The sequence below is a fragment of the Azospirillum brasilense genome (genome assembly GCF_001315015.1).
GTDB lineage: Bacteria > Pseudomonadota > Alphaproteobacteria > Azospirillales > Azospirillaceae > Azospirillum > Azospirillum brasilense.
On sequence record NZ_CP012916.1, the window covers coordinates 53129 to 72878 of the forward strand.

The window sequence follows — 19750 nt, forward strand, 5'->3', positions numbered from 1 at the left end:
TATGCGCTGCTGGGTACCCTGTGCAGTTCGGTCTTGTACCTAAGGGGCTTTGCGTACGTAAGACTACCTACGGGCCATTGCGGACCTTGGCAGGCGAGGGGCAACGACCTTCATCCCCCATGCACCAGCCGTTCGAACAGATCCTCCGATCCCATCTGCCCGCCCTTGAGCATCAGCTCGACGCCGTCGGTGGGCGGGTGCGCGCTGTGGGTCAGGCTGACCGTCACGCCGGGGCTGAGCGCCGTCCGGTAGGACAGGCCCCACAGGCCCAGCGCCTTCACCGCCTTGCTGGAAGTGTCGCCCCCGGCGATGCCCATGCGGCGCAGCGGCGCCGCGCGGGCGACCGAGGCCACGAAGTCCGCGGTCACGTCGGCGATGGCGGCGGACTGGCCGGTGTCGGGCGCCTCGCCCTCCGCCGGGGCGGTCCACACCAGCACGTTCCGCCCCTGGCCCAGCAGGCCGGCGATCTCGCTCCGCAGCCGCTCGCGGTAGGCGGGGTCGCGGCACAGGGCGCCCACGTCCGCCGGCATCCGGTGGAAGGAGGAGGCCGCGGCGATCTGCCGGCGGGTGACCGGCGACAGGCTGCCGGCCAGCACGAACACCGGTCCCTCCGCCGGGGCCAGCGGCGCGTCGCCGACCGTCTCGTCGCGCTCCCACTGGGTGGCCAGCGCCTGGACCAAGCCGCTCGGCCCGACCGCCAGAAGGGGGGAGCGCCGCGCCCGCTCCCAGATCAGCCGGCCGGCGGGCTCCAGATCCTCCACCCGGGCGATGTCCAGCAGGACGGCGGGTGCGCCGCCCGCCACCATCCGGTCGAGCTTTTCGTCGAGCGCGCCGGCATCCAGCCCGTAATCCGGGTAGTGCAGGGCGCCCATCCCCTCCAGCCCCTGCGCGGCGAGGTGGAGGCGCAGGTCGGCCTCGGGCATCGGGGTCACCGGATGGGCCTTCATCGTCGGGTGGCGGTCGATGCGGTGGACCGTCCCGCCGGTGCCCGCCGCGGCGAACAGCGTGCTGAACAGGCAGTAACGCCCGATGTTCGGCTGGCCGCCGACCACCGGCAGGAAGGGGTTGGGGAAGAAGGGCCGCAGGGCCGCCGCCGCCGCCGCGATGCTGCCCACCTGCGGTGCGCTGTCGAAGGTCGAGCAGCACTTGTAGTGCATCACCGGCACGCCGAGCCCGGCGAAGAAGCGCCCCACCGGCTCCAGCTCCGCCCGCAGGGCTTCCGGGGCCATGGTGCGCGACGCCCCGGCGATCCCCAGCGCGTCCAGCGGGCCGAGCCCGGCCAGCCGCTCCGCGTCGGGAATCTCCAGCAGCAGCAGCGCCCGCTGCCCGGCCTTCGCCAGCGTGGCCAGCGTGTCGGTGGCCCCGGTGAAGTCGTCCCCGTACCAGCCCAGCCGGGGCGGCGGGTGCGCCGCCGTCACTTGCCCGCCCCGAAGAACTCCAGGGCGCGCTTCAGCTCCGGCCGGGTCGCGGCGGCGTCGGGCAGGGCGACGCCCTCGCGCACCGCAGCCCAGGCTTGGCGGATGCTCGTCACGCCGGCGGCGGGGCCGTCCGGATGGGCCATGATGCCGCCGCCGGACATGAACAGCAGGTCGTCCGTCCCCACCGCGTCCCAGGTGACGGGCACGGTCCCCGCCCACTGGCCGGAGGAGAAGGCCGGCATCACCGCGTCGTCGCAGCCCTCGGCCAGCGGGGCGAGGCAGGACGTGGCGCCGTCGATCACCTCCGCGTCGGGCTGAGCGAACTTGCCCTGGAGGCCGTGGACGTGCATGTGGTCCACCCCGGCCAGCCGCCACAGCGTCTGGTAGGCGTCGAAGCCGATGCCCAGGCTGGGGTGGCGCGACAGGGCGCCGAAGCCGTTGCGGTGCCCGTGCAGCGCCAGCCCGCTGTGCCGGCGCAGCGTCTGCACGGCGGAGAAGCCGCACCAGTTCAGGCTGACCATCACGCAGCTTCCGCCTTCGCGCTCCACCAGATCGGCGTGGCGGCGCATGGCGTCCGTCTCGTCGCTGATGTTGAAGGCGACCATGACGTGCTTGCCGGTACGGTCCTGGTGGCGGCGCACCCGGTCCATCACCGCCGGCACGCGCTCGGCCAGCGGGGCGTGGACCGGGTCGGCGCAGATCTCGTCGTCCTTGATGAAGTCCAGCCCGGCGGCGCAGAGCGTGCCGACCAACTCGCCGGTCTCCTCCGCCGACAGGCCGAGGTTCGGCTTGATGATGGAGCCGACCAGCGCCCCATGCTCCACCCCGGTCAGCCGCCGGGTGCCGGCCACGCCGTGGCGCGGCGCGTCGAACTGTTTGCGGTAGGCGGCGGGCAGACGGACGGAGTCGAGCCGCAGGCCGGTGACCTCGCCCAGGTCGAACAGGTTGCCGGCCACCGTCGCGGCCAGCGTCGGCAGGTTGGCGCCGACGTTGCCGGTGGGGAAGCTGATGGTGACGCGGGCGCGCCGCCACGGTCCGGGCCGCTTCTGCCGCTCCAGCCAGGAATTCGGCAGGCTGGGGGAGGCGGCGGGCTCCAGCTCCTCCACCCGCTCCACCACGGCGCGGGCGCGGGCGCGCAGGTCGTCCGTCTCGCCGTGGACGCGGGTGAAGGTGCCGCAGGACTGCTCCCCTGCCATGACCTCCGCCACCTTGGCGGGGTCCAACGGGGTCTCGATCAGATAGGTCGCCTCGAAGCGGTCGGAGCGCATGGCGGGACTCACAGGCGGCTGAGGTCGGGGAAGGGCCGGACCGGATCGCGGCCATCCCAGTCGAGGGAGGCGTTGCGGATCAGGTCGAACATCTTGCCCTTCGGCCCGGCGACCTCCGACAGCTCGATCACCGTGCCGGGGTGATACTCGGTGTCGAAATAGACGAAGCGGCCCTTTTCGCCGACCTCGCCGCTCATCACCGGTTTGAAGCCCTGGCCGGTCAGCCGCTCCAAGTCGGCGTCGTAATTCTCGGTCCAGTAGGCGACGTGCTGGAGGCCGGTGCGGCCCGCCTTCAGGAAGTCGCGGTACATCGACGGCGCGTCGTTGCGGGTCTGGATCAGCTCCATCTGGAGCGGGCCGGAGTTCGCGAGCGCCACCGAGTTGTGAACCTCGTACCGCTCCCCGCGGTAGGTATAGTTCTTGATCGGAACCCGCTCGTTGTAGAACCACGGGCCGATGCCCAGGGTGCGGCTCCAGTAGTCCATGGCGGCCTCGATGTCGTCGACGACGTAGCCAGCCTGCCGGATCTGGCCGAAGAATCGGCTCATGAAGGAACTCCTGATTTTATCGTTATGGGGGGACCGGCAAGACTTCAGTAGGGAAGGAAGCCGGTGGAAATCCACGGAATGGCGGCGACCACGATCAGGCCCACGAGAAGGGCCGCGACGTAGCCCCAGATGTGCTTCAGGCCTTCGTCCGGGCTGACCTTGCTGATGGCGCAGGCGCCGTAGTAGCCGACGCCGAAGGGCGGGGCGAACAGGCCGATGCCCATGGCGAAGATCACGACCATCGCGTAATGCACCTCGTGCACCCCGGCGTCGCGGGCGATGGGGAACAGCAGCGGGCCGAACAGGACGATGGCGGGGATGCCCTCCAGAACGCTGCCCAGGATGATGAAGGCGACGATGGAGATGGCGAGGAAGCCGTAGCCGCCGCCGGGGATGTCGGCCATCCACAGGGCCAGAGCGCGGGAGAAGCCGGACTGCGTCAGGCCCCAGGCCATGGCGGTGGCGCAGCCGACGATGAAGATGATCGCCCCGGTCAGCGACGCCGTCTCGATCAGCATCGGCTTCAGCCGCGCCCAGTCGAACTGGCGGTAGACCAGCAGGCCCATGAGGGTGGAGTAGGCGATGCCGATGGTCGACACCTCGGTCGCCGTCGCCACCCCTTCCACCACCGCGGCGCGGATGACGAAGGGCAGCAGGATGGCCGGCAGGGCGGCCACGGCCAGACGGGCGATCTCCGACGCCGGCGGGCGGCGGATGTGGCTGAGGTCCTCATGGCGGTAGCGCCACCAGACGACGGCGCAGAGCGCCGCACCCAGCACCACGGCCGGCAGCAGGCCGCCTGCGAACAGCGCCGCGATGGACACGCCGGTGACCGAGCCGATGGTGATGAGGACGATGGAGGGCGGGATGGTCTCGGTCTGCGCGCCGGTCGCCGACAGCAGGGCAACGAGGTCACCGGGAGGGGCGCCGCGCTTCTTCATCTCCGGGAACAGCACCGGCGCGATGGCCGCCATGTCGGCGATCTTCGAGCCGGAGATGCCCGACACCAGATACATCGCGCCGATCAGCACGTAGGACAGGCCGCCGCGCACATGGCCGAGCAGGCTGGCGAGAAACTGGATCATGGCGCGGGCCATGCCGGTCATCTCGATCAGCAGGCCGAGGAAGACGAACAGCGGCACCGCCAGCAGGATCAGGTGCGACATGCCCTCGTCCAGCCGCCCGACCATGACGAGCAGCGGGGTCGAGGTGGTCAGCGCCAGATAGCCGAAGGTGGCCAGCGCGAAGGAGAAGGCGATGGGAACGCCGCCGAACACGCAGGCGGCGACCACGCCGACGAAGAAGATGACGAGGTTGGCCTGCCCCAGCGGCTTCAGCACCGGCCCGGCCAGCCAGAAGGCCACGGTCACCGCCGCGGTCAGCGCGACCGCCGCCAGGGTCAGCCGGAGGTTGCGCAGCCGCATCAGCCGGATCAGCGCCACCACGGCCATCAGCCCCAGCCCGGTCGGCAGGGCCGCCGCGCGCCAGGCGTTGCTGATCTCCAGCGCCGGGGTGACGATGAACTGCTCCTCCATGGCGTAGTCCAGGGCGGGGTGCAGGATCATCGCCAGGAAGGCAATGGGCGCCGTGATCGCCAGCGTCTCCAGCAAGGCGCGCGGCGTCGGGCCGACGCGGCTGACCAGACCGGTCATCCGCATGTGCTCGCCGCGGCGCAGCGCCACCACGGCGCCCAGCATGGACAGCCACAGGAAGAGGATCGAGGCCAGCTCGTCCGACCACACCAACGGCGCGTGGAAGACGTAGCGCGCCGTCACCCCGGCCAGCAGGATGACGATCTCGGCCAGAACGATGAGGGCGGCGGCACCCTCCACCGTCGCGGCGAGGCCGCGGTCCAGCCGATCGGTCCAGGAACCGCCGGACGCGGCCCCTGGCATGGCGCCGCCCTCGTCGAGCGCCGTCGCGTGGTGAGACAAAGCCGCACCCTCCCTTCCCGTGTTGTCCACAGCCGTCCCTTAGGCGAGCTTGCCGACGGCGCCTTCCAGCAGCGCCCAGGCCTCGTCGCCGAAGCGGCCCTTCCATTCGCCGTAGAAGCCGCTGTCGCGGAGCTTGGCGCGGAAGCTGTCGGGGGAGGGCTGGTTGAAGGTCAGGCCCTTGGACTGGAGGTCGGCCTGCACCGACTGGTTCAGCGCCTTGATGTCCTCGCGCTGCTGCACGCCGGCGTCGTTGATCGCGGTGGAGACGATCTTCTGCAGGTCGGGGGGCAGGCCGCGCCACGCGCGCCCGTTGGCGATGAACCAGAAGCCGTCCCAGATGTGGTTGGACAGGGCGCAGTATTTCTGCACCTCGTACAGCTTGGCGACCTGGATGATCGGCAGCGGATTCTCCTGCGCGTCGACGATGCGCGTCTGGAGCGAGGAATAGACCTCCGAGAACTGGAGGCTGGCCGGGGCGGCGGACAGCGACTTGAACATGGCGATGCTGAGCGGGCTGACCGGGACGCGGATCTTCAGCCCGTCCATGTCGGCGGCGGTCTGGATCGGCTTGGCCCCGCTGGTCATCTGGCGGAAGCCGTTGTCCCACATCTTTTCGAAGGCGTGCAGGCCGACCTTGGAGATGGCGCCGCGCACATGCTCGCCCAGCTTGCCGTCCATGGCGGACCAGACCTGACCGTAATCGGCGAAGGCGAAGCCGACGGCGTTGATGGCGGCCACCGGGACAAGCGTGGCGATGACCAGCGCCGACGGCGTGAAGAAGGTGATGCCGCCGCTGCGCACCTGCGACAGCATGTCGGTGTCGCCGCCGAGCTGGTTGTTCGGGAAGATCTGGATGTCGACGCGGCCGTTCGTCTCGCGGCGGATGCGCTCCGCCGCCTCGTGCGAGCGGACGTTCAGCGGGTGGGTCAGCGGCAGGTTGTTGCCGTACTTGAAGTCGAACTCGGCGGCGCGGGCGATGCGCGGCGCGCCGATCAGGGTGGCGGTGCCGGCCCCCGCGGCCAACCCGGCAACCATTCCGGCGGCCGGAGTGGCGGCCAACGCCTTGAGCATCTTGCGGCGCGAGAGCGGGTTCATGCTTTCCTCCCAGGAAACGTTGATGTAGTTTGATGTTCGACGGTGATTGTTGGTTGGACGGTATGTGCGCGAGTGGCCGGTGTCAAACGCGAATGATGATGTGATTTGATGGGATCGGAGGGTTTTGAGCCGTGATGCAGGATGATGCGGACGCCGTCGCCGCGCCCCCCGAACATTCCCGCGGGCTGCCGCGGATCGCCGACATCGCGCGGCTGTCCGGGGTTTCCACGGCCACCGTGGACCGCGTGCTGAACCACCGCCCCGGCGTGCGCCCGGCGACCGTGCAGCGCGTGATGAAGGCCGCCGCCGAGCTGGACTACATCCCGGAATCGGACCTCGGCGCGGCGCTGGGGCCGAAGCCGGTGAGGCTGGCCTTCCTGCTGCCCGACGGGACGAACCGCTACCTGACGCGGCTCGGCCAGCTCATCCGCCAGTCGGAGGCGGCGCTGGCCCCGCTGGGCATCCGCGCGCAGGTGGAGTTCATCAAGAGCTTCAACCCCGACCTGCTGGCGCGCAGCCTGCTCCAACACTGGCGCAAGGTCGACGGGGTCGCCTTCATGGCGCTGGAGCATCCGGCGGTGCGCGAAGCGGTGAACGAGCTGGCGGCGCGCAACGTGCCGACGGTGACGCTGATCTCCGACGTGCAGAATTGTCGAAGGGCCGCCTATGTCGGACTCGACAACCGGGCGGCGGGGCGCACCGCGGGCTATCTGTTCGCGCGCTTCCTCGGCGGGCGGGCGGGCAAGGTCGCGATGATTGCCGGCAGCCTCAGCTACCGCGCGCACGAGGACCGCGAGCTGGGATTCCTGAACGTCCTGAAGGAGATGGCCCCGGCCATCGAGGTGGTGGGGCTGCGCGAGGCCCACGACGACGAGGCCAAGAGCTACCGGCAGACGCGGACGCTGCTCAGCCACCACCCCGATCTCGCCGGCATCTACACCATCGGCGGCGGGGCGGAGGGCGTGGCTCGTGCGCTGAAGGAGGCGCGGCGGGAGCGCGAGGTCGTCTTCATCGGCCACGGCTTCACGCCGGAAACCCGTTCGCTGCTGATCGACGGCACGATGGAGGCGGTGATCACCCAGGACCCGCGCAGCGCCCTGATGAGCTGTGCCGCCGTCTTTGCCAACCTGCGCGCCGGTCGGGAGGCGATGCACGGCGTGGAGCCACCGCGCATCGAGGTCATCTTCAGGGAGAACCTGCCCCCCGCGGCTCCGCCGTGACCGGCTCGGCTTCGGCCTCCGCCTTGGTCAGGGGCGCCGGACGGCGGTCACGGACCACCACGACCAGCAGGACGGCGCAGACGATCAGCGCCAGCGCGGCGTAGGTGCGCAGTGGCGGGGTCTCGCCCAGCACGATAATGGCGCCGGTGACGCCGATCACCGGCACGATCAGGGAGCTGATCGATGCCTGCGCGACGCTCAGCCGCCGCACGATGGCGAACCACAGCAGATAGCCGCCGACCATCGCCACCAGCAGATGGAAGACCAGCGCCACCGCCACCCGCGGCTCCAGCGCCAGCGTCGGCGCGGGGTCCATCGCCAGCGCGAAGGGCAGAACCACCGGCAGGGAGATGGCGAACTGCCAGCCGGTGATGGCGTTCGGCCCCATGGTCCAGGCCGTCCGCTTGATGAGGACGTTGCCCAGCGCCCAGCTCATCGCACCGGTCAGCATGAAGGCCGGGCCGAGCGGCAGCGCACCCAGCCGCAGCAGGTCGGGGCCGAGCAGCACGGCCAGACCGGACAGCCCGCAGGCCAGTCCCATCCATTGGCGCGGCCCCGGACGCTCGCCCAGGATGGGGATGGCCAGCAGCATCGCCCAGGCCGGCATGGTGTAGGCAATGATGGCGGCGCCCGAGGTCGCCATGTTCATCTGCCCGAAGGCGGAGCAGATGTTGAAGCCGGCCATGCTGAGCAGGGCGACGGCCGCCAGCGGCAGGCGCTGCCCGCGCGGCACCGCGAGCGATTCCCCGCGCGACCGCGCGTAGGCGAACAGCACTGCCGCCCCGACGGCGAAGCCCAGGCTGCGCAGCGTCCAGGGCTGGATCTGGGTGAGGATGATCTTGACGGCGGGCCAGTTCAGACCCCAGCAGACGCTGATGAGGCCGACCAGCGACAGATCCAGCGCCCGAGCGCGGCTTATCATGGCATGGGATTCCGGGTGTGGGGTGGTCGTGTCTTGAAATCCCCTCTCCCCTCTGGGGAGAGGGTTAGGGTGAGGGGGTTGCGCGTGGCGGGACGTCCGGCAAAAGCGCACCCCCCTCACCGGCCCTGCGGGCCACCCTCTCCCCAGAGGGGAGAGGGTTCAATCGAGCGGAAACCCTGGTCAGAACTTCACCGCGTCGCCGCCCTTCAGGGACAGCATGGCGCGGGCCTCGTCCGGCGTCGCGACCTCAAGCGCCAGCCCCTCGATCAGGGTGCGGACCATGGCGACCTGCTCGGCGTTGGAGGTGGCGAGCCGGCCCGGACCGGCCCACAGATTGTCCTCCAGTCCGACGCGCACGTTGCCGCCCAGGGCCAGCGACTGCGTGGCGATGGGCATCTGGTTGCGCCCGGCGCCCAGCACCGACCACACATACTGGTCGCCGAACAGCCGGTCGGCGGTGCGCTTCATGTGCATCACGTCCTCCGGATGCGGGCCGATGCCGCCCAGGATGCCGAAAACCGACTGCACGAACAGCGGGGGCGTCACCAGCTTGCGGTCCAGGAAATGGGCCAGAGTGTAGAGGTGGGAGATGTCGTAGCACTCGAACTCGAAGCGCGTCCCGTTGCCGGAGCAGGTCTTCAGGATGTGCTCGATGTCCTTGAAGGTGTTCTTGAAGACGAGGTCGCGGCTGTTCTCCAGATAGGTGCGCTCCCAATCGTGCTGGAATTCGCTGAAGCGGTTCAGCATGGGGAACAGACCGAAATTCATCGAGCCCATGTTGAGCGACGCGACTTCCGGCTGGAACTGCGCGGCGGGGCGCAGCCGGTCCTCCACCGTCATGGCGGCGCTGCCGCCGGTGGTGATGTTCACCACGGCCTTCGTCGCCTGCTTGATGCGCGGCAGGAAGCGCTGGAACAGCTCCGGGTCCTGGGTCGGGCGGCCGGTCTGCGGGTCGCGGGCGTGCAGGTGGACGATGGCCGCCCCGGCCTCCACCGCGGCGATGGCCTCCGCCGCGATCTGGTCCGGAGTCACCGGCAGGTGCGGCGACATGCTGGGCGTGTGGATGGAGCCGGTGACCGCGCAGGTGATGATGACTTTGCGTGCGCTCTTCTTGGGCGTCGTCATGCTGTCCTCCCTCATCCCCCGCGCCCCTTGAGGGGGGCGGGGATGTTGTTGTTTATCAGATCACCGCTTCGATCAGGAAAGGGCCCTTGCGGGAAAAGGCGGCCGACAGCAGGCGATTGAAGCTTTCCGCGTCGGTGGCCTGTCCGCCCTCAACCCCCATGCCGCGGGCGAGCGCCACCCAGTCGAGGTCCGGACGGCCCAGCTCCGTGCAGTTGCGGGCGTTCGGCCCCATGTCCCGGAAGCCGAGGTTGCCCAGCTCCCATTGCAGGATGCCGTAGCGGCGGTTGGCGAAGATGATGGTCACCACGTCGGCCCGCTCGCGCGCCTGGCTCCACAGGGCCTGGAGCGTGTACATGCCGCTGCCGTCCGCCTGGACGGTCACCACCTTGCGGTCGGGGCAGGCAATGGCGGCACCCAGCGCCAGCGGCATGCCGATGCCGATGGCCCCGCCGGTGATGGTCAGCCAATCGTGCGGGCGCGCCCCGGCGCAGGCCGTGTAGACCATCGGGCTGGAGGAAATCCCCTCGTCCACCACGATGGCGCCCTCCGGCAGCAGGGCGGCCAGGGATTGGCCAACGCTGTCGGCGGTCAACGCGCCGGTCGCCGGAGCGGGCGGGGCGAGCGGCTGCGCCGGAACGGGCGTCCCGGCGGCGCCCACCGCCTCGACCAGCCAGCGCAGGGCGGCGAGGGCGTTCGCACCCGGCGGGGCGACGCTGTGGATGCGGCAATCCTCCGTGGCCAGACGGCTGGGCTTGTCGGGGTAGCCGAAGAAGCCGACCGGCTCGCCCGAGCCGATCAGAAGGATGTGCTTCGCCCCGGCCAGCGCGGCGATGCCGAGGTCGATGGGGTAGGGGAAGCGCTCCACCGTCACGCGGCCCGCCCCGCGCTCGATGCGGGTGGCCCCGGTATGGGCGTAGAGTTTGGCGCCGGTCGCGGCGGCGATCCGCCCGGCCAGGGCCAGCCCCTCCGCCCGCGTGGCGCGGCCGTTCAGCAGGACGACCACCCGTTCGCCGCTCCGCAGGGCGTCGGCAGCGGCGCGCAGGGCGTCGGCGTCCGGGGCGGCGGGAGCGGGCGGCTCGACGATGATCGGTTCCACCGCCGCCGTGTCGTCCCAGGAGGAGTCCGACGGCAGGATCAGGGTGGACACGCCGCAGGGCGGGGTCAGCGCGACGCGGATGGCCTCCGCCGTGTCGGCGGCGACCGAGGCGGCGTCCGGCACCGTGCGCACCCAGGCCGACATCGGCGTTGCCAAGCCCTCCACGTCCGAGGTCAGCGGCGCGTCGACGCCGCGGTGCCACGTCGCGTGGTCGCCGACGATGTTGACCATCGGCACGCAGGCGCGCCGGGCGTTGTGCAGGTTGGCGAGACCGTTCGCCAGCCCCGGCCCCAGATGCAGCAGCGTCGCCGCCGGGCGGTCGGTCATGCGGGCGTAGCCGTCCGCGGCCCCCGTCGCCACCCCTTCGAACAGGGTCGGGACGCAACGCGCGCCGGGCATGCTGTCGAAGGCGGCCAGCGCGTGCAGCTCCGACGTGCCGGGGTTGGCGAAGCAGGTGTCGACGCCGTTCGCCACCAGCGTCCGGACCAGAATTTCCGCGCCGATCATCGTGCCGCCTCCGCAAGCCCGCCCTCGAAACCATCCAGGAAGCTGGCGAGATTCACCGCCAGCGCGTCGCAATCGTAACCGCCCTCCTGCACGACCACAGTCGGCAGGCCGGCGCCAGCGATCTTGCGGCCGAGCGTGGCGAAGCCCGGCGTCGTCACTTTGAAGAAGGCCAGCGGGTCGCCGACGTAGGTGTCGAAGCCCAGCGACAGGACCAGGGCCTCCGGCCCGAAGGCGGCGATGTGGGTCAGCGCCCCGTCCACCGCGTCGAGGAAGGTGGACTCCTCGGTGCCCATGGGCAGGGGGATGTTGAGATTGCTCCCCAGACCGCGGCCCTTGCCGCGCTCGTGCGCGTAGCCGGCGAACCAGGGGTAGAAGTTGTTGGGGTCGCCGTGGATCGACACGACCAGCACATCGTCGCGCTCGTAGAAGATCGCCTGCGTGCCGTTGCCGTGATGGACGTCCACGTCGAAGACGGCGACGCGCGGCGCGCGGCCCCGCTGGGCCAGCACCGGCAGCATCGCCTGGGCGGCGACGGCGGCGTTGTTGATGTAGCAGAAGCCCCCGGCCATGTCGCGGGACGCGTGGTGCCCCGGCGGGCGGCACAGGGCGTAGGCCGCGCGCTCCCGACCGCTCGCCACCATCAGCGCCGCGTGGACCGCCGTGTCGGCGCCGCCGCAGACGGCCTCCCAGGTGCCGGCGCCGATCGGGCAGGCGGTGTCCGCCATGTGCCAGCCCGCCTGACCGACGATGCCGGTGGGATATTCGGCCATGTCGGTGTTGCGGTGGACGTTGGGGACGATGACCTCCGACGCGTCGGGCAGGGCCGACCAGCGGGCGTGGGCGGTTTCCAGGAAGCGCAGGTAATCGGCGGAATGGACCGCCGCGCGCGGGCCGGCGCCGTAGGACGGCGGTTCCTCCACCGTCGCGCCGCGCGCCCGCAGGGAGCCGACGAGCGCCTCCGCCCGTTCCGCCTTCTCCGGCGAGGGCTTCGGCTGGCCGCGCACCAGGAAGGTTGGCGGACGGTGGCGCAACTGGGCCTCGGCAAAGACGTAGCGCATGGACAGGCTCCCGGAATGAATGGATTCCCTCTCCCCTCAGGGGAGAGGGGGAAAAATGAACGTTACCCAGCCGTCGCCAGAACCGCGTCGGCCAGGACCGCGCAGCCGGACGCGGCGTGTTCGGGCTTGATGTTCTCCGCCTCGTTGTGGCTGAGGCCGTTCTCGCAGGGGATGAAGATCATCGCCGTCGGCACCTTGCGCGCGACATAGACCGCGTCATGGCCGGCCCCGGACACGATGTCGCGGTGGCTGAGGCCGCGCCGCTCCACCGAGCGGCGGACGTGGCCGACCAGCTCCGGCGCGAAGGGTGTGGTCGGGAAGGCCCAGAAGTCGGTCAGCTCCAAAGTCAGGCCGCGCTTGTCCGCGATGGCGGCCAGCCGCTCGCGCAGCAGCGCGTCCATGCGGGCCAGCGCGTCGGGGTCCGGGTTGCGCAGGTCGATGGTGAACCAGACGCGGCCCGGAATGACGTTGCGGGAGTCCGGATGGACCTGGACGCGCCCGATGGTCGAGCAGGCGTCGCCGCCGACCTCCAGCGCAATGGCCTCCACCGCCTCCATCATCACGGCCGCACCCGCCAGCGCGTCGCGGCGCAGGCGCATCGGCGTCGGCCCGGCGTGGGATTCGCGGCCGGTCACCGTCGCCTCGTACCAGCGTTGGCCCTGCGCGCCGGTCACCACGCCGATCTCGACGTCCTCGGCCTCCAGCACCGGGCCCTGCTCGATGTGCGCCTCGAAATAGGCGCCCATGGCGTGGCCGGTGACCGGGACCTCGCCCTTGTAGCCGATGCGCGCCAGCTCGTCGCCCAGGCGGACGCCGTCGGTGTCGCGGATGTCCAGCACATGGTCGAGCGTGAAGACGCCCATCGCCACGCCGGAGCCGAGCATCGGCGGGGAGAAGCGCGCGCCCTCCTCGTTGGTCCAGACGATCAGGTCGATGGGGGCGTCCGTCTCGATGCCCTGGTCGTTGAAGCTGCGGATGACCTCCAGCCCGGCCAGCACGCCGTAGATGCCGTCGAAGCGGCCGCCGGTCGGCTGGGTGTCCAGATGGCTGCCCATGCAGACGGCGGGGCGGTCGGGGTTGCGCCCCGGACGGCGGGCGAAGATGTTGCCCACCTCGTCCACCGTCACGGTGCAGCCGGCCTCTTCGCACCAGCGCACGAAGAGGTCGCGCCCTTCCTTGTCGAGGTCGGTCAGCGCCAGCCGGCACAGGCCGCCCTTCGGCGTCGCGCCGATCGTCGCGAGGTCCATCAGGGTCCGCCACAGGCGGTCGCCGTCGATGCGCAGGTCAGCCATGGTCCCTATCCCGATCCCAATTCCGAATTAGTGTTGAGTGTCGGCGCGAACCGCGGTCAGCAGCCCGGTCGCCGTGGGCAGGCTCAGCCCCGCCCGTTTTGCCAATTCCAGCGGCGCGTCCAGCACCGCCTCGATCTCCGCCCGCCGGCCCGCCGCCACGTCGGCGCGCAGCGCCGGGCGGATGCGGCCCGGATGCTGGGCCATGGTCCACACATCTTCGACTTTCGCCGTCGCCGGGTGGCCGAGCGCCACCGACAGGGCCAGCACCTCCTCCACCACCGCGGCGAAGGTCGGTTGCAGCGCGTCGTCGTGGGCGATCTCCTGTGCCGGCTTGCCGGTGGCGAGACCGAGCAGGCCGAAGGCGAAGGGCGCCAGCAGCGCCGTCCACACCTCCGCCCGGATGTCCGGCACGGCCAGCGCGTTGAAGCCGCCCGCCCCGAACAGGGCCGCCAGATCCTTTGCGCTCTCGTTCACGGCCACCGGGCCGAGGGCGAGACGCAGCCCGCCGAGATGGCGCAAGTAGCCGGGGGTCCGCCGCTCCACCGCCACGCGGGCGACGGCGCCGACGATGCGGTCCGCCGGGATGGCGTCCGACAGCAGCCCCTTCGGATCGACCGCCTTCAGGGGGCCTCCGAGAGACCCGTCCGCCGGGTACCACCAGGGGATGCCGCCAACCACCGGCACCAGCCGCGTCTTCGGCCCCAGCAGGGGAAGCAGCAGGTCCAGCACGTCGGTCAGCAGGGGGGAGGGCACCGCCAGCACCACCACGTCCTGCGGGCCGAGGGCCAGCGTGTCGTCGGTTACCTCGGGCCGCACCGTCACCGGACGGCCCGAGGGGCCTTCGACCGTCAGCCCGTCCCGCCGCAGCGTGTCGAGCGTCCGCCGCCGGGCGACCAGCGAGACCGGCAGCCCGGCGGCGGTCAGCCGCGCGGCGATCAGACCGCCGACCGCCCCGGCCCCGATGACGGCGACCTTCATGCCGGCTCCGTCAGGCGCTGCTGCGCAGGGCGGCCGACCGCCGCGTCACCGGAACCACGTCCTCCGGGATGGTCCAGCCCTTGCCGGGGATGGCGTCCAGCAGGGTGCGGGTGTAGCTGTGCTGCGGGTTGCCGAACACCTCCTTCGCCGGACCGATCTCGACGATGCGGCCCTTCTGCATGACCGCGATGGTGTCGCAGATCTGGGCGGCGATGCGCAGGTCGTGGGTGATGAACAGCATCGACAGGTTCAGCCGGTGCCGCAGGTCCTCCAGCAGGTCGAGCACCTGCGCCTGCACCGACACGTCGAGCGCCGATACCGGCTCGTCGGCGATCAGCAGCTTCGGCTCCAGCGCCAGGGCGCGGGCGATGGAGATGCGCTGGCGCTGCCCGCCCGAGAACTCGTGCGGGAAGCGCTCCGCCGCCGAGGCGTCGAGCCCGACGAGGGTCAGCAGCGCCTTCGCCTTGTCCAGCGCCTTGCGGCGGTCCTCGCCGAAGGCCACCGGCCCCTGGGTGATGATGTCGCCCACGGTGTGGCGCGGATTCAGCGAGGCGTAGGGGTCCTGGAAGACCATCTGCACGTGCCGCCGGTAGGGCCGGAAGGCCGGGCGCGACAGCGACAGCAGATCGACGCCCTCGAACAGGATCCTGCCCGAATCCGGCTTGATCAGGCCGACGATGGAGCGGCCCAGCGTCGACTTGCCGGAGCCGGACTCGCCGACCAGACCGACCGTCTCGCCCTGGTGGATGGTCAGCGACAGGTCGTCGCCCGCCACCACCTTGCGCCCCGGCGTGAAGAAGCCGCCGCCGAGGTGGAAGGTCTTGCACACCTTTTCCGCCGTCAGCACGGGCTGGCGCGCATGGGTGAAGTCCTCGCGGTGCTCGATCAGGTGCGGGACGGCGGCGATGAGCTGGCGGGTGTAGGGGTGCCGCGGGTGGTTCAGGACCTCCTCGGCGGTGCCGAGCTCGACGATCTGGCCGCGCTGCATCACCGCCACGCGGTGGGCGATCTCCGCCACCACGCCGAAGTCGTGGGTGATGAACATCACGCCCATGCGGCGCTTGGCCTGGATGTCCTGGATCAGCTCCAGGATCTGCTTCTGGGTGGTGACGTCGAGCGCGGTCGTCGGCTCGTCGGCGATCAGGATGTCCGGCTCGACCGCCAGAGCCATGGCGATCATCACGCGCTGGCGCTGGCCGCCCGACAGGCGGAACGGGTAGCTGCGGCGCAGATGGTCCGGCTCCGGCAGGCCGACCGAGGCGAGAAGCTCGACCACGCGCGCCCGGCGGGCGGCGCGGTCGAGCGTGGTGTGGTAGCGCAGGACCTCGTCGATCTGGTCGCCGACCCGCATCAGCGGGTTCAGCGCCGTCATCGGCTCCTGGAAGATCATGGCGATGCGGCCGCCGCGAAGCGCGCGCTGGTCGCGCTCCGGCAGGCTGAACACGTTGGTGCCCTGGTGGCGGATCTCGCCGGCGGACACCGTCACCGCCTTGGGCAGCAGGCCCAGCACGGCGTGCGCGGTCATCGACTTGCCCGACCCGGACTCGCCGACCACGCAGAGGATTTCGCCGGGTTCCAGCGTGAAGGTCAGGTCCTGGACCGCGTGCGGGCGGTCGGCGCCGCGCGGCAGGTCGATGGTCAGGTTGCGGACGTCGAGGAGAGGCGTCTCGGTCATCAGGAACGGCCCTTTCGCGCCAGCTTGGGATTCAGCGCGTCGTTCAGCCCTTCACCCACGAGGTTGAGGGCGAGCACGGTCAGGAGGATCGCGATGCCGGGGAAGAAGCTCATCCACCAGGCCTGACGGATCACCGTGCGGGCAGCGCCCACCATGTAGCCCCAGCTCATCAGGTTCGGATCGCCGAGCCCGAGGAAGGAGAGGGAGCTTTCCAGCAGGATCGCCGTCGCCACCATCAGCGAGGCCGACACGATGATCGGGGACAGGCTGTTGGGCAGGATCTGGCGCCAGATGATCGTCATGTTCGACTGGCCGGTGGTCACCGCGGCGTGCACGAACTCGCGGCTCCGCAGGCTCATGAACTCGCCGCGCGCCAGCCGCGCCAGCGGCGGCCAGGAGACGATGGCGATGGCCAGCACGATGGAGGTCAGCGACGGCGTGAAGATCGCCACCAGCACCACGGCCAGGACGAAGTTCGGGATGGTCTGGAACAGCTCGGTGAAGCGCATCACCAGATCGTCGACGCGCCCGCCGTAGAAGCCGGAGACGGCCCCCAGGAACACGCCGATCAGCACGGCGACGGCGGTCGAGGTCAGCCCGATCAGCAGCGACACCCGCGCCCCGTGGGCGATGCCCGCCGCGATGTCGCGGCCCAGCGTGTCGGAGCCGAGCAGCGCGTCGTCCGACAGCGGCGGCTGGAAGGGCATCGCGGTCATGTCCCACGGGCTGTCCGGGTACAGCACGTCGGCGAAGGCCGCCATCAGGACGATCAGCGTCAGGAAGGCCAGCCCGATCACCGCGCCCTTGTTGCGGGCGAAGGCGCCCCAGAAGCCGGACCCCTTGCGGGACGGCGTGATGGCCGCGGCGGTCATGGCGCCACCTCGATGCGCGGATCGACGAGGGAATAGATCAGGTCGGTCAGCAGGTTGAACACCACCACCACCACCGAGGTCAGAAGGAAGATGCCGAGCAGGACCTGATAGTCGCGCTGCAACACGGCCTCGAAGGCGAGGCGCCCGATGCCGGGGAGCGCGAAGACGGTCTCGATCAGGATGGAGCCGCCGATCAGGTGGCCCGCCTGGAACCCCGCCACCGTGATGACGGGCAGGATGGCGTTGCGCAGGATGTGCACCGACACGATGCGCCATTCCGGCAGGCCCTTGGCCCGCGCCGTCTTGACGAAGTCCATGTCGCGCACTTCCAGGATCGAGGCGCGGGTCAGCCGGGTGTAGACGGCCATGTAGAAGAGGCCGAGCGTGGTCACCGGCAGCACGAGGTGCTTCGCCTTGTCGAGGAAGGCCTCCCAGCCGGTGTAGCCGGCGCCGATGCTCTCCGTGCCGAAGGCGGGCAGCCAGCCGAGATTGACCGAGAAGAGAAGGATCAGCATCAGGCCGATCCAGAAGATCGGCGTCGCGTAGGCGGTCAGTCCGACCACGGTGATGGCGGTGTCCGACCAGGTTCCGGCGCGCATCGCCGCCAGCGTGCCGAGCGCGATGCCGCCCAGCAGGGCCAGCACGAAGGCGGTCAGCGTCAGCGACAGGGTGACGGGCAGGCGGTCCATCAGCAGGTCGAAGACGGGGCGCTGCTGGCGGTAGGAATAGCCGAGGTCGGCCTGCACCACCTTGGACATGTAGGTGCCGAGCTGCTCGTACAGGGGGCGGTCGAGGCCGAACTGCTGGCGGAGCTGTTCGACGAACTTGGCATCGGCGGCCCCGGCCTCGCCCGCCATCACCGCGGCGGGGTCGCCGGGTGCTGCGTGGACCAGGAAGAAGTTGAACACGGCGATCGCCAGAATGACGAAGACCGCCTTCACCAGCCTCTGTGAGATGAATAGGGCGATGCGGGGCATACTCTAAATCTCCCTCTCCCCTCCGGGGAGAGGGTCGGGGTGAGGGGGGTCGGCAATTGCCGAACTCTCCTTTGTCCCCACGACCCCCTCACCCTAACCCTCTCCCCAGAGGGGAGAGGGGACTGAGGGACGTTACTTCTTGACCATGTAGACGCTGTCGTAGCTCTCGTTCACGCCGATGGCGGTCGTGACGGCGTTCTTGAAGCGCTTGTCCACGAAGGTCGGGAACTCCATCTCCAGCAGCCAGGCGACCGGCACGTCCTCGACCAGGATCTTCTGGGCGGCGGAGTAGAGCTGCTGACGCTCCTCGTCCTTGTTGGTCTGGGCGGCCTGGGCGAACAGCTGGTCCACCTCGGGGTTGGAGTAGCCCATGGTGTTGGAGAACATCACGCCCTTGCGGATGTTGTCCGAGACGTAGGTGCGCGTGACGCCGAGCGCCGGGTCGCCGTACTGGTAGACGAAGTTGAAGCTCAGGTCGTAGTCCCAGTTGGACACGCGGTTGACCCAGCCGGCGGCGTCGGTGGTCTCCAGCGTCACGTCGACGCCGACGCGCTTCATCGCCTGCTTCACATACTCGCCCAGACGCGTCCAGGTCTCGCCATAGGGCATGACGAGCAGGCGCACCTTGGCGCGCGTGCCGTCGGCGCCCTTCTTGTAGCCGGCCTCCTCAAGCAGCGCCTCGGCCCTCTTCGGGTCGTAGTCGTACTTCCGGACGTTGGGCTCGTGGAAGCGGGTGACCGAGTTCACCGGGCCGGTGGCCGGGCGGCCGAGGCCGAACCAGATCTTGTCGCGGATGAACTTGCGGTCGATGGCGTGCATCATCGCCTGCCGGAAGCGCTTGTCGTCCAGCGGCTTGTTGCGCGTGTTGATTTCGATCCAGGACAGCGGCGCGAAGAACTCGTAGCCCTTGGTCGTCATCTCGACGTTGGGCAGGCCCTTCAGGCGCGGGACGTCGAAGGTCTCGATGTCGTTGAACTGGGTCTGCTGGACGGTGCCCTGCTCCACGGCGACGGCGCGCGAGGCGGCGTCGGGGATCACGCGGAAATAGATGTCGTCCAGATAGGGCTTGCCGGCCTTCCAGTACTCGTCGTTGCGGACGAGGTGGATGTAGGAGCCCTTGTTCCACTCCTTGAACTTGAAGGGGCCGGTGCCGATCGGGGTGGCGTTGGCCGGGTTGGCCTTGAAGTCGGTGCCTTCATAGATGTGCTTCGGCATCATCGGAGCCGATGACACCTCGAAGGCCTGAAGGAACGGGCCGAACGGCTCCTTCAGCGTGAACTGGACGGTGTAGTCGTCCAGCGCCTCGATCTTCTCGCACTTGGAGAAGGTGGCGCGGGCGCGCGGGTGGGTCTCCATCAGGAACTTGGAGGTGGAGAAGACCACGTCGTGGGCGGTGAAGGGCTTGCCGTCGTGCCACTTGGCGTTCTTCACCAGCTTGAAGGTGTAGACCTTGCCGTCGGGGGAGACTTCCCAGCTTTCCGCCAGTTCCGGCTGCGGCTTCAGGTCGAAGCTGAAGGTCAACAGGCCCTGGTAGATCTTGCCGGCGACCGTCTGCGTCGGACCCTGCTGGTTGAGGCCCAGCACCAGGATCGGCGGTTCCGGCTGGACGATGATGTTCATCGTACCGCCGCGCTCCTGCGCCGCGGCGACGCCGGGCATGGTCAGCGCCAGCGGCGCCGCCAGGGCGGCGGCCAGCGCCGCGGCGGTCAGGGTTTGACGAAAGTGACGCAAACGATTGCTCATGTCTGAAGCCCCCTTATTGTTT

At 70.1% G+C, this 19750-nt stretch carries 16 protein-coding genes; 1 reads left to right on the forward strand and 15 read right to left on the reverse strand.

The window, feature by feature from the left end:
• Positions 1–110: 110 nt before the first annotated feature.
• From AMK58_RS21885 to AMK58_RS21905, 5 genes are all read right to left on the reverse strand, one after another.
• Positions 111–1418 (reverse strand): four-carbon acid sugar kinase family protein, encoded by a 1308-nt coding sequence (locus AMK58_RS21885; protein WP_059399456.1) that lies wholly within the window; start codon positions 1416–1418, stop codon positions 111–113.
• Positions 1415–2686: a ribulose-bisphosphate carboxylase large subunit family protein gene (locus tag AMK58_RS21890; RefSeq protein ID WP_035679792.1), complete on the reverse strand. Its 1272-nt coding sequence runs from the start codon at positions 2684–2686 to the stop codon at positions 1415–1417. The genes AMK58_RS21885 and AMK58_RS21890 overlap by 4 nt, the downstream gene beginning before the upstream one ends.
• 8 nt (positions 2687–2694) lie before the next feature.
• On the reverse strand, positions 2695–3234 hold the full coding sequence (locus AMK58_RS21895; protein ID WP_035679790.1) for a VOC family protein: 540 nt from the start codon (positions 3232–3234) through the stop codon (positions 2695–2697).
• Between the two features lie 44 nt (positions 3235–3278).
• The gene (locus tag AMK58_RS21900; RefSeq protein ID WP_051140714.1) at positions 3279–5129 is read right to left on the reverse strand and encodes a TRAP transporter large permease; all 1851 of its coding nucleotides are present in this window, start codon (positions 5127–5129) and stop codon (positions 3279–3281) included.
• Positions 5130–5207: 78 nt separating this feature from the next.
• Complete coding sequence (locus tag AMK58_RS21905) at positions 5208–6263, reverse strand: TRAP transporter substrate-binding protein (RefSeq protein WP_035679786.1); 1056 nt, start codon at positions 6261–6263, stop codon at positions 5208–5210.
• Between the two features lie 134 nt (positions 6264–6397).
• Between AMK58_RS21905 and AMK58_RS21910 the strand changes: the two genes are divergently transcribed.
• Complete coding sequence (locus AMK58_RS21910; protein WP_035679783.1) at positions 6398–7483, forward strand: LacI family DNA-binding transcriptional regulator; 1086 nt, start codon at positions 6398–6400, stop codon at positions 7481–7483.
• Here the strand turns inward: AMK58_RS21910 and AMK58_RS21915 are convergent.
• From AMK58_RS21915 to AMK58_RS21960, 10 genes are all read right to left on the reverse strand, one after another.
• Positions 7449–8405, reverse strand: a complete 957-nt coding sequence (locus AMK58_RS21915) for a DMT family transporter (protein WP_051140710.1) — start codon at positions 8403–8405, stop codon at positions 7449–7451. The genes AMK58_RS21910 and AMK58_RS21915 overlap by 35 nt on opposite strands.
• 180 nt (positions 8406–8585) lie before the next feature.
• The gene (kce, locus tag AMK58_RS21920; protein ID WP_035679780.1) at positions 8586–9530 is read right to left on the reverse strand and encodes a 3,5-dioxohexanoate:acetyl-CoA acetone transferase; all 945 of its coding nucleotides are present in this window, start codon (positions 9528–9530) and stop codon (positions 8586–8588) included.
• 55 nt (positions 9531–9585) lie between these two features.
• The gene (locus tag AMK58_RS21925; protein WP_059399457.1) at positions 9586–11133 is read right to left on the reverse strand and encodes an acetolactate synthase large subunit; all 1548 of its coding nucleotides are present in this window, start codon (positions 11131–11133) and stop codon (positions 9586–9588) included.
• Entirely contained in the window at positions 11130–12191 is a 1062-nt protein-coding gene (locus AMK58_RS21930; protein WP_035679730.1) for a histone deacetylase family protein, read from the reverse strand. Before AMK58_RS21930 ends, AMK58_RS21925 begins: the two co-directional genes overlap by 4 nt.
• Before the next feature lie 62 nt (positions 12192–12253).
• Positions 12254–13483: a Zn-dependent hydrolase gene (locus AMK58_RS21935; protein WP_035679728.1), complete on the reverse strand. Its 1230-nt coding sequence runs from the start codon at positions 13481–13483 to the stop codon at positions 12254–12256.
• Positions 13484–13510: 27 nt separating this feature from the next.
• Positions 13511–14461 carry a ketopantoate reductase family protein gene (locus AMK58_RS21940; RefSeq protein ID WP_051140708.1) on the reverse strand — a complete coding sequence of 317 codons (951 nt, stop codon included), beginning with the start codon at positions 14459–14461 and terminating at the stop codon, positions 13511–13513.
• Positions 14462–14471: 10 nt separating this feature from the next.
• A complete protein-coding gene (locus AMK58_RS21945) occupies positions 14472–16136 on the reverse strand; it encodes an ABC transporter ATP-binding protein (protein WP_059399458.1) in 1665 nt (554 codons plus the stop codon).
• Positions 16136–17008, reverse strand: coding sequence for an ABC transporter permease (locus tag AMK58_RS21950; RefSeq protein WP_051140707.1), 873 nt, complete (start codon positions 17006–17008; stop codon positions 16136–16138). Before AMK58_RS21950 ends, AMK58_RS21945 begins: the two co-directional genes overlap by 1 nt.
• Positions 17005–17985 (reverse strand): ABC transporter permease, encoded by a 981-nt coding sequence (locus tag AMK58_RS21955; RefSeq protein ID WP_035679724.1) that lies wholly within the window; start codon positions 17983–17985, stop codon positions 17005–17007. Before AMK58_RS21955 ends, AMK58_RS21950 begins: the two co-directional genes overlap by 4 nt.
• Before the next feature lie 132 nt (positions 17986–18117).
• On the reverse strand, positions 18118–19728 hold the full coding sequence (locus AMK58_RS21960; protein ID WP_035679722.1) for an ABC transporter substrate-binding protein: 1611 nt from the start codon (positions 19726–19728) through the stop codon (positions 18118–18120).
• Between the last annotated feature and the right edge of the window lie 22 nt (positions 19729–19750).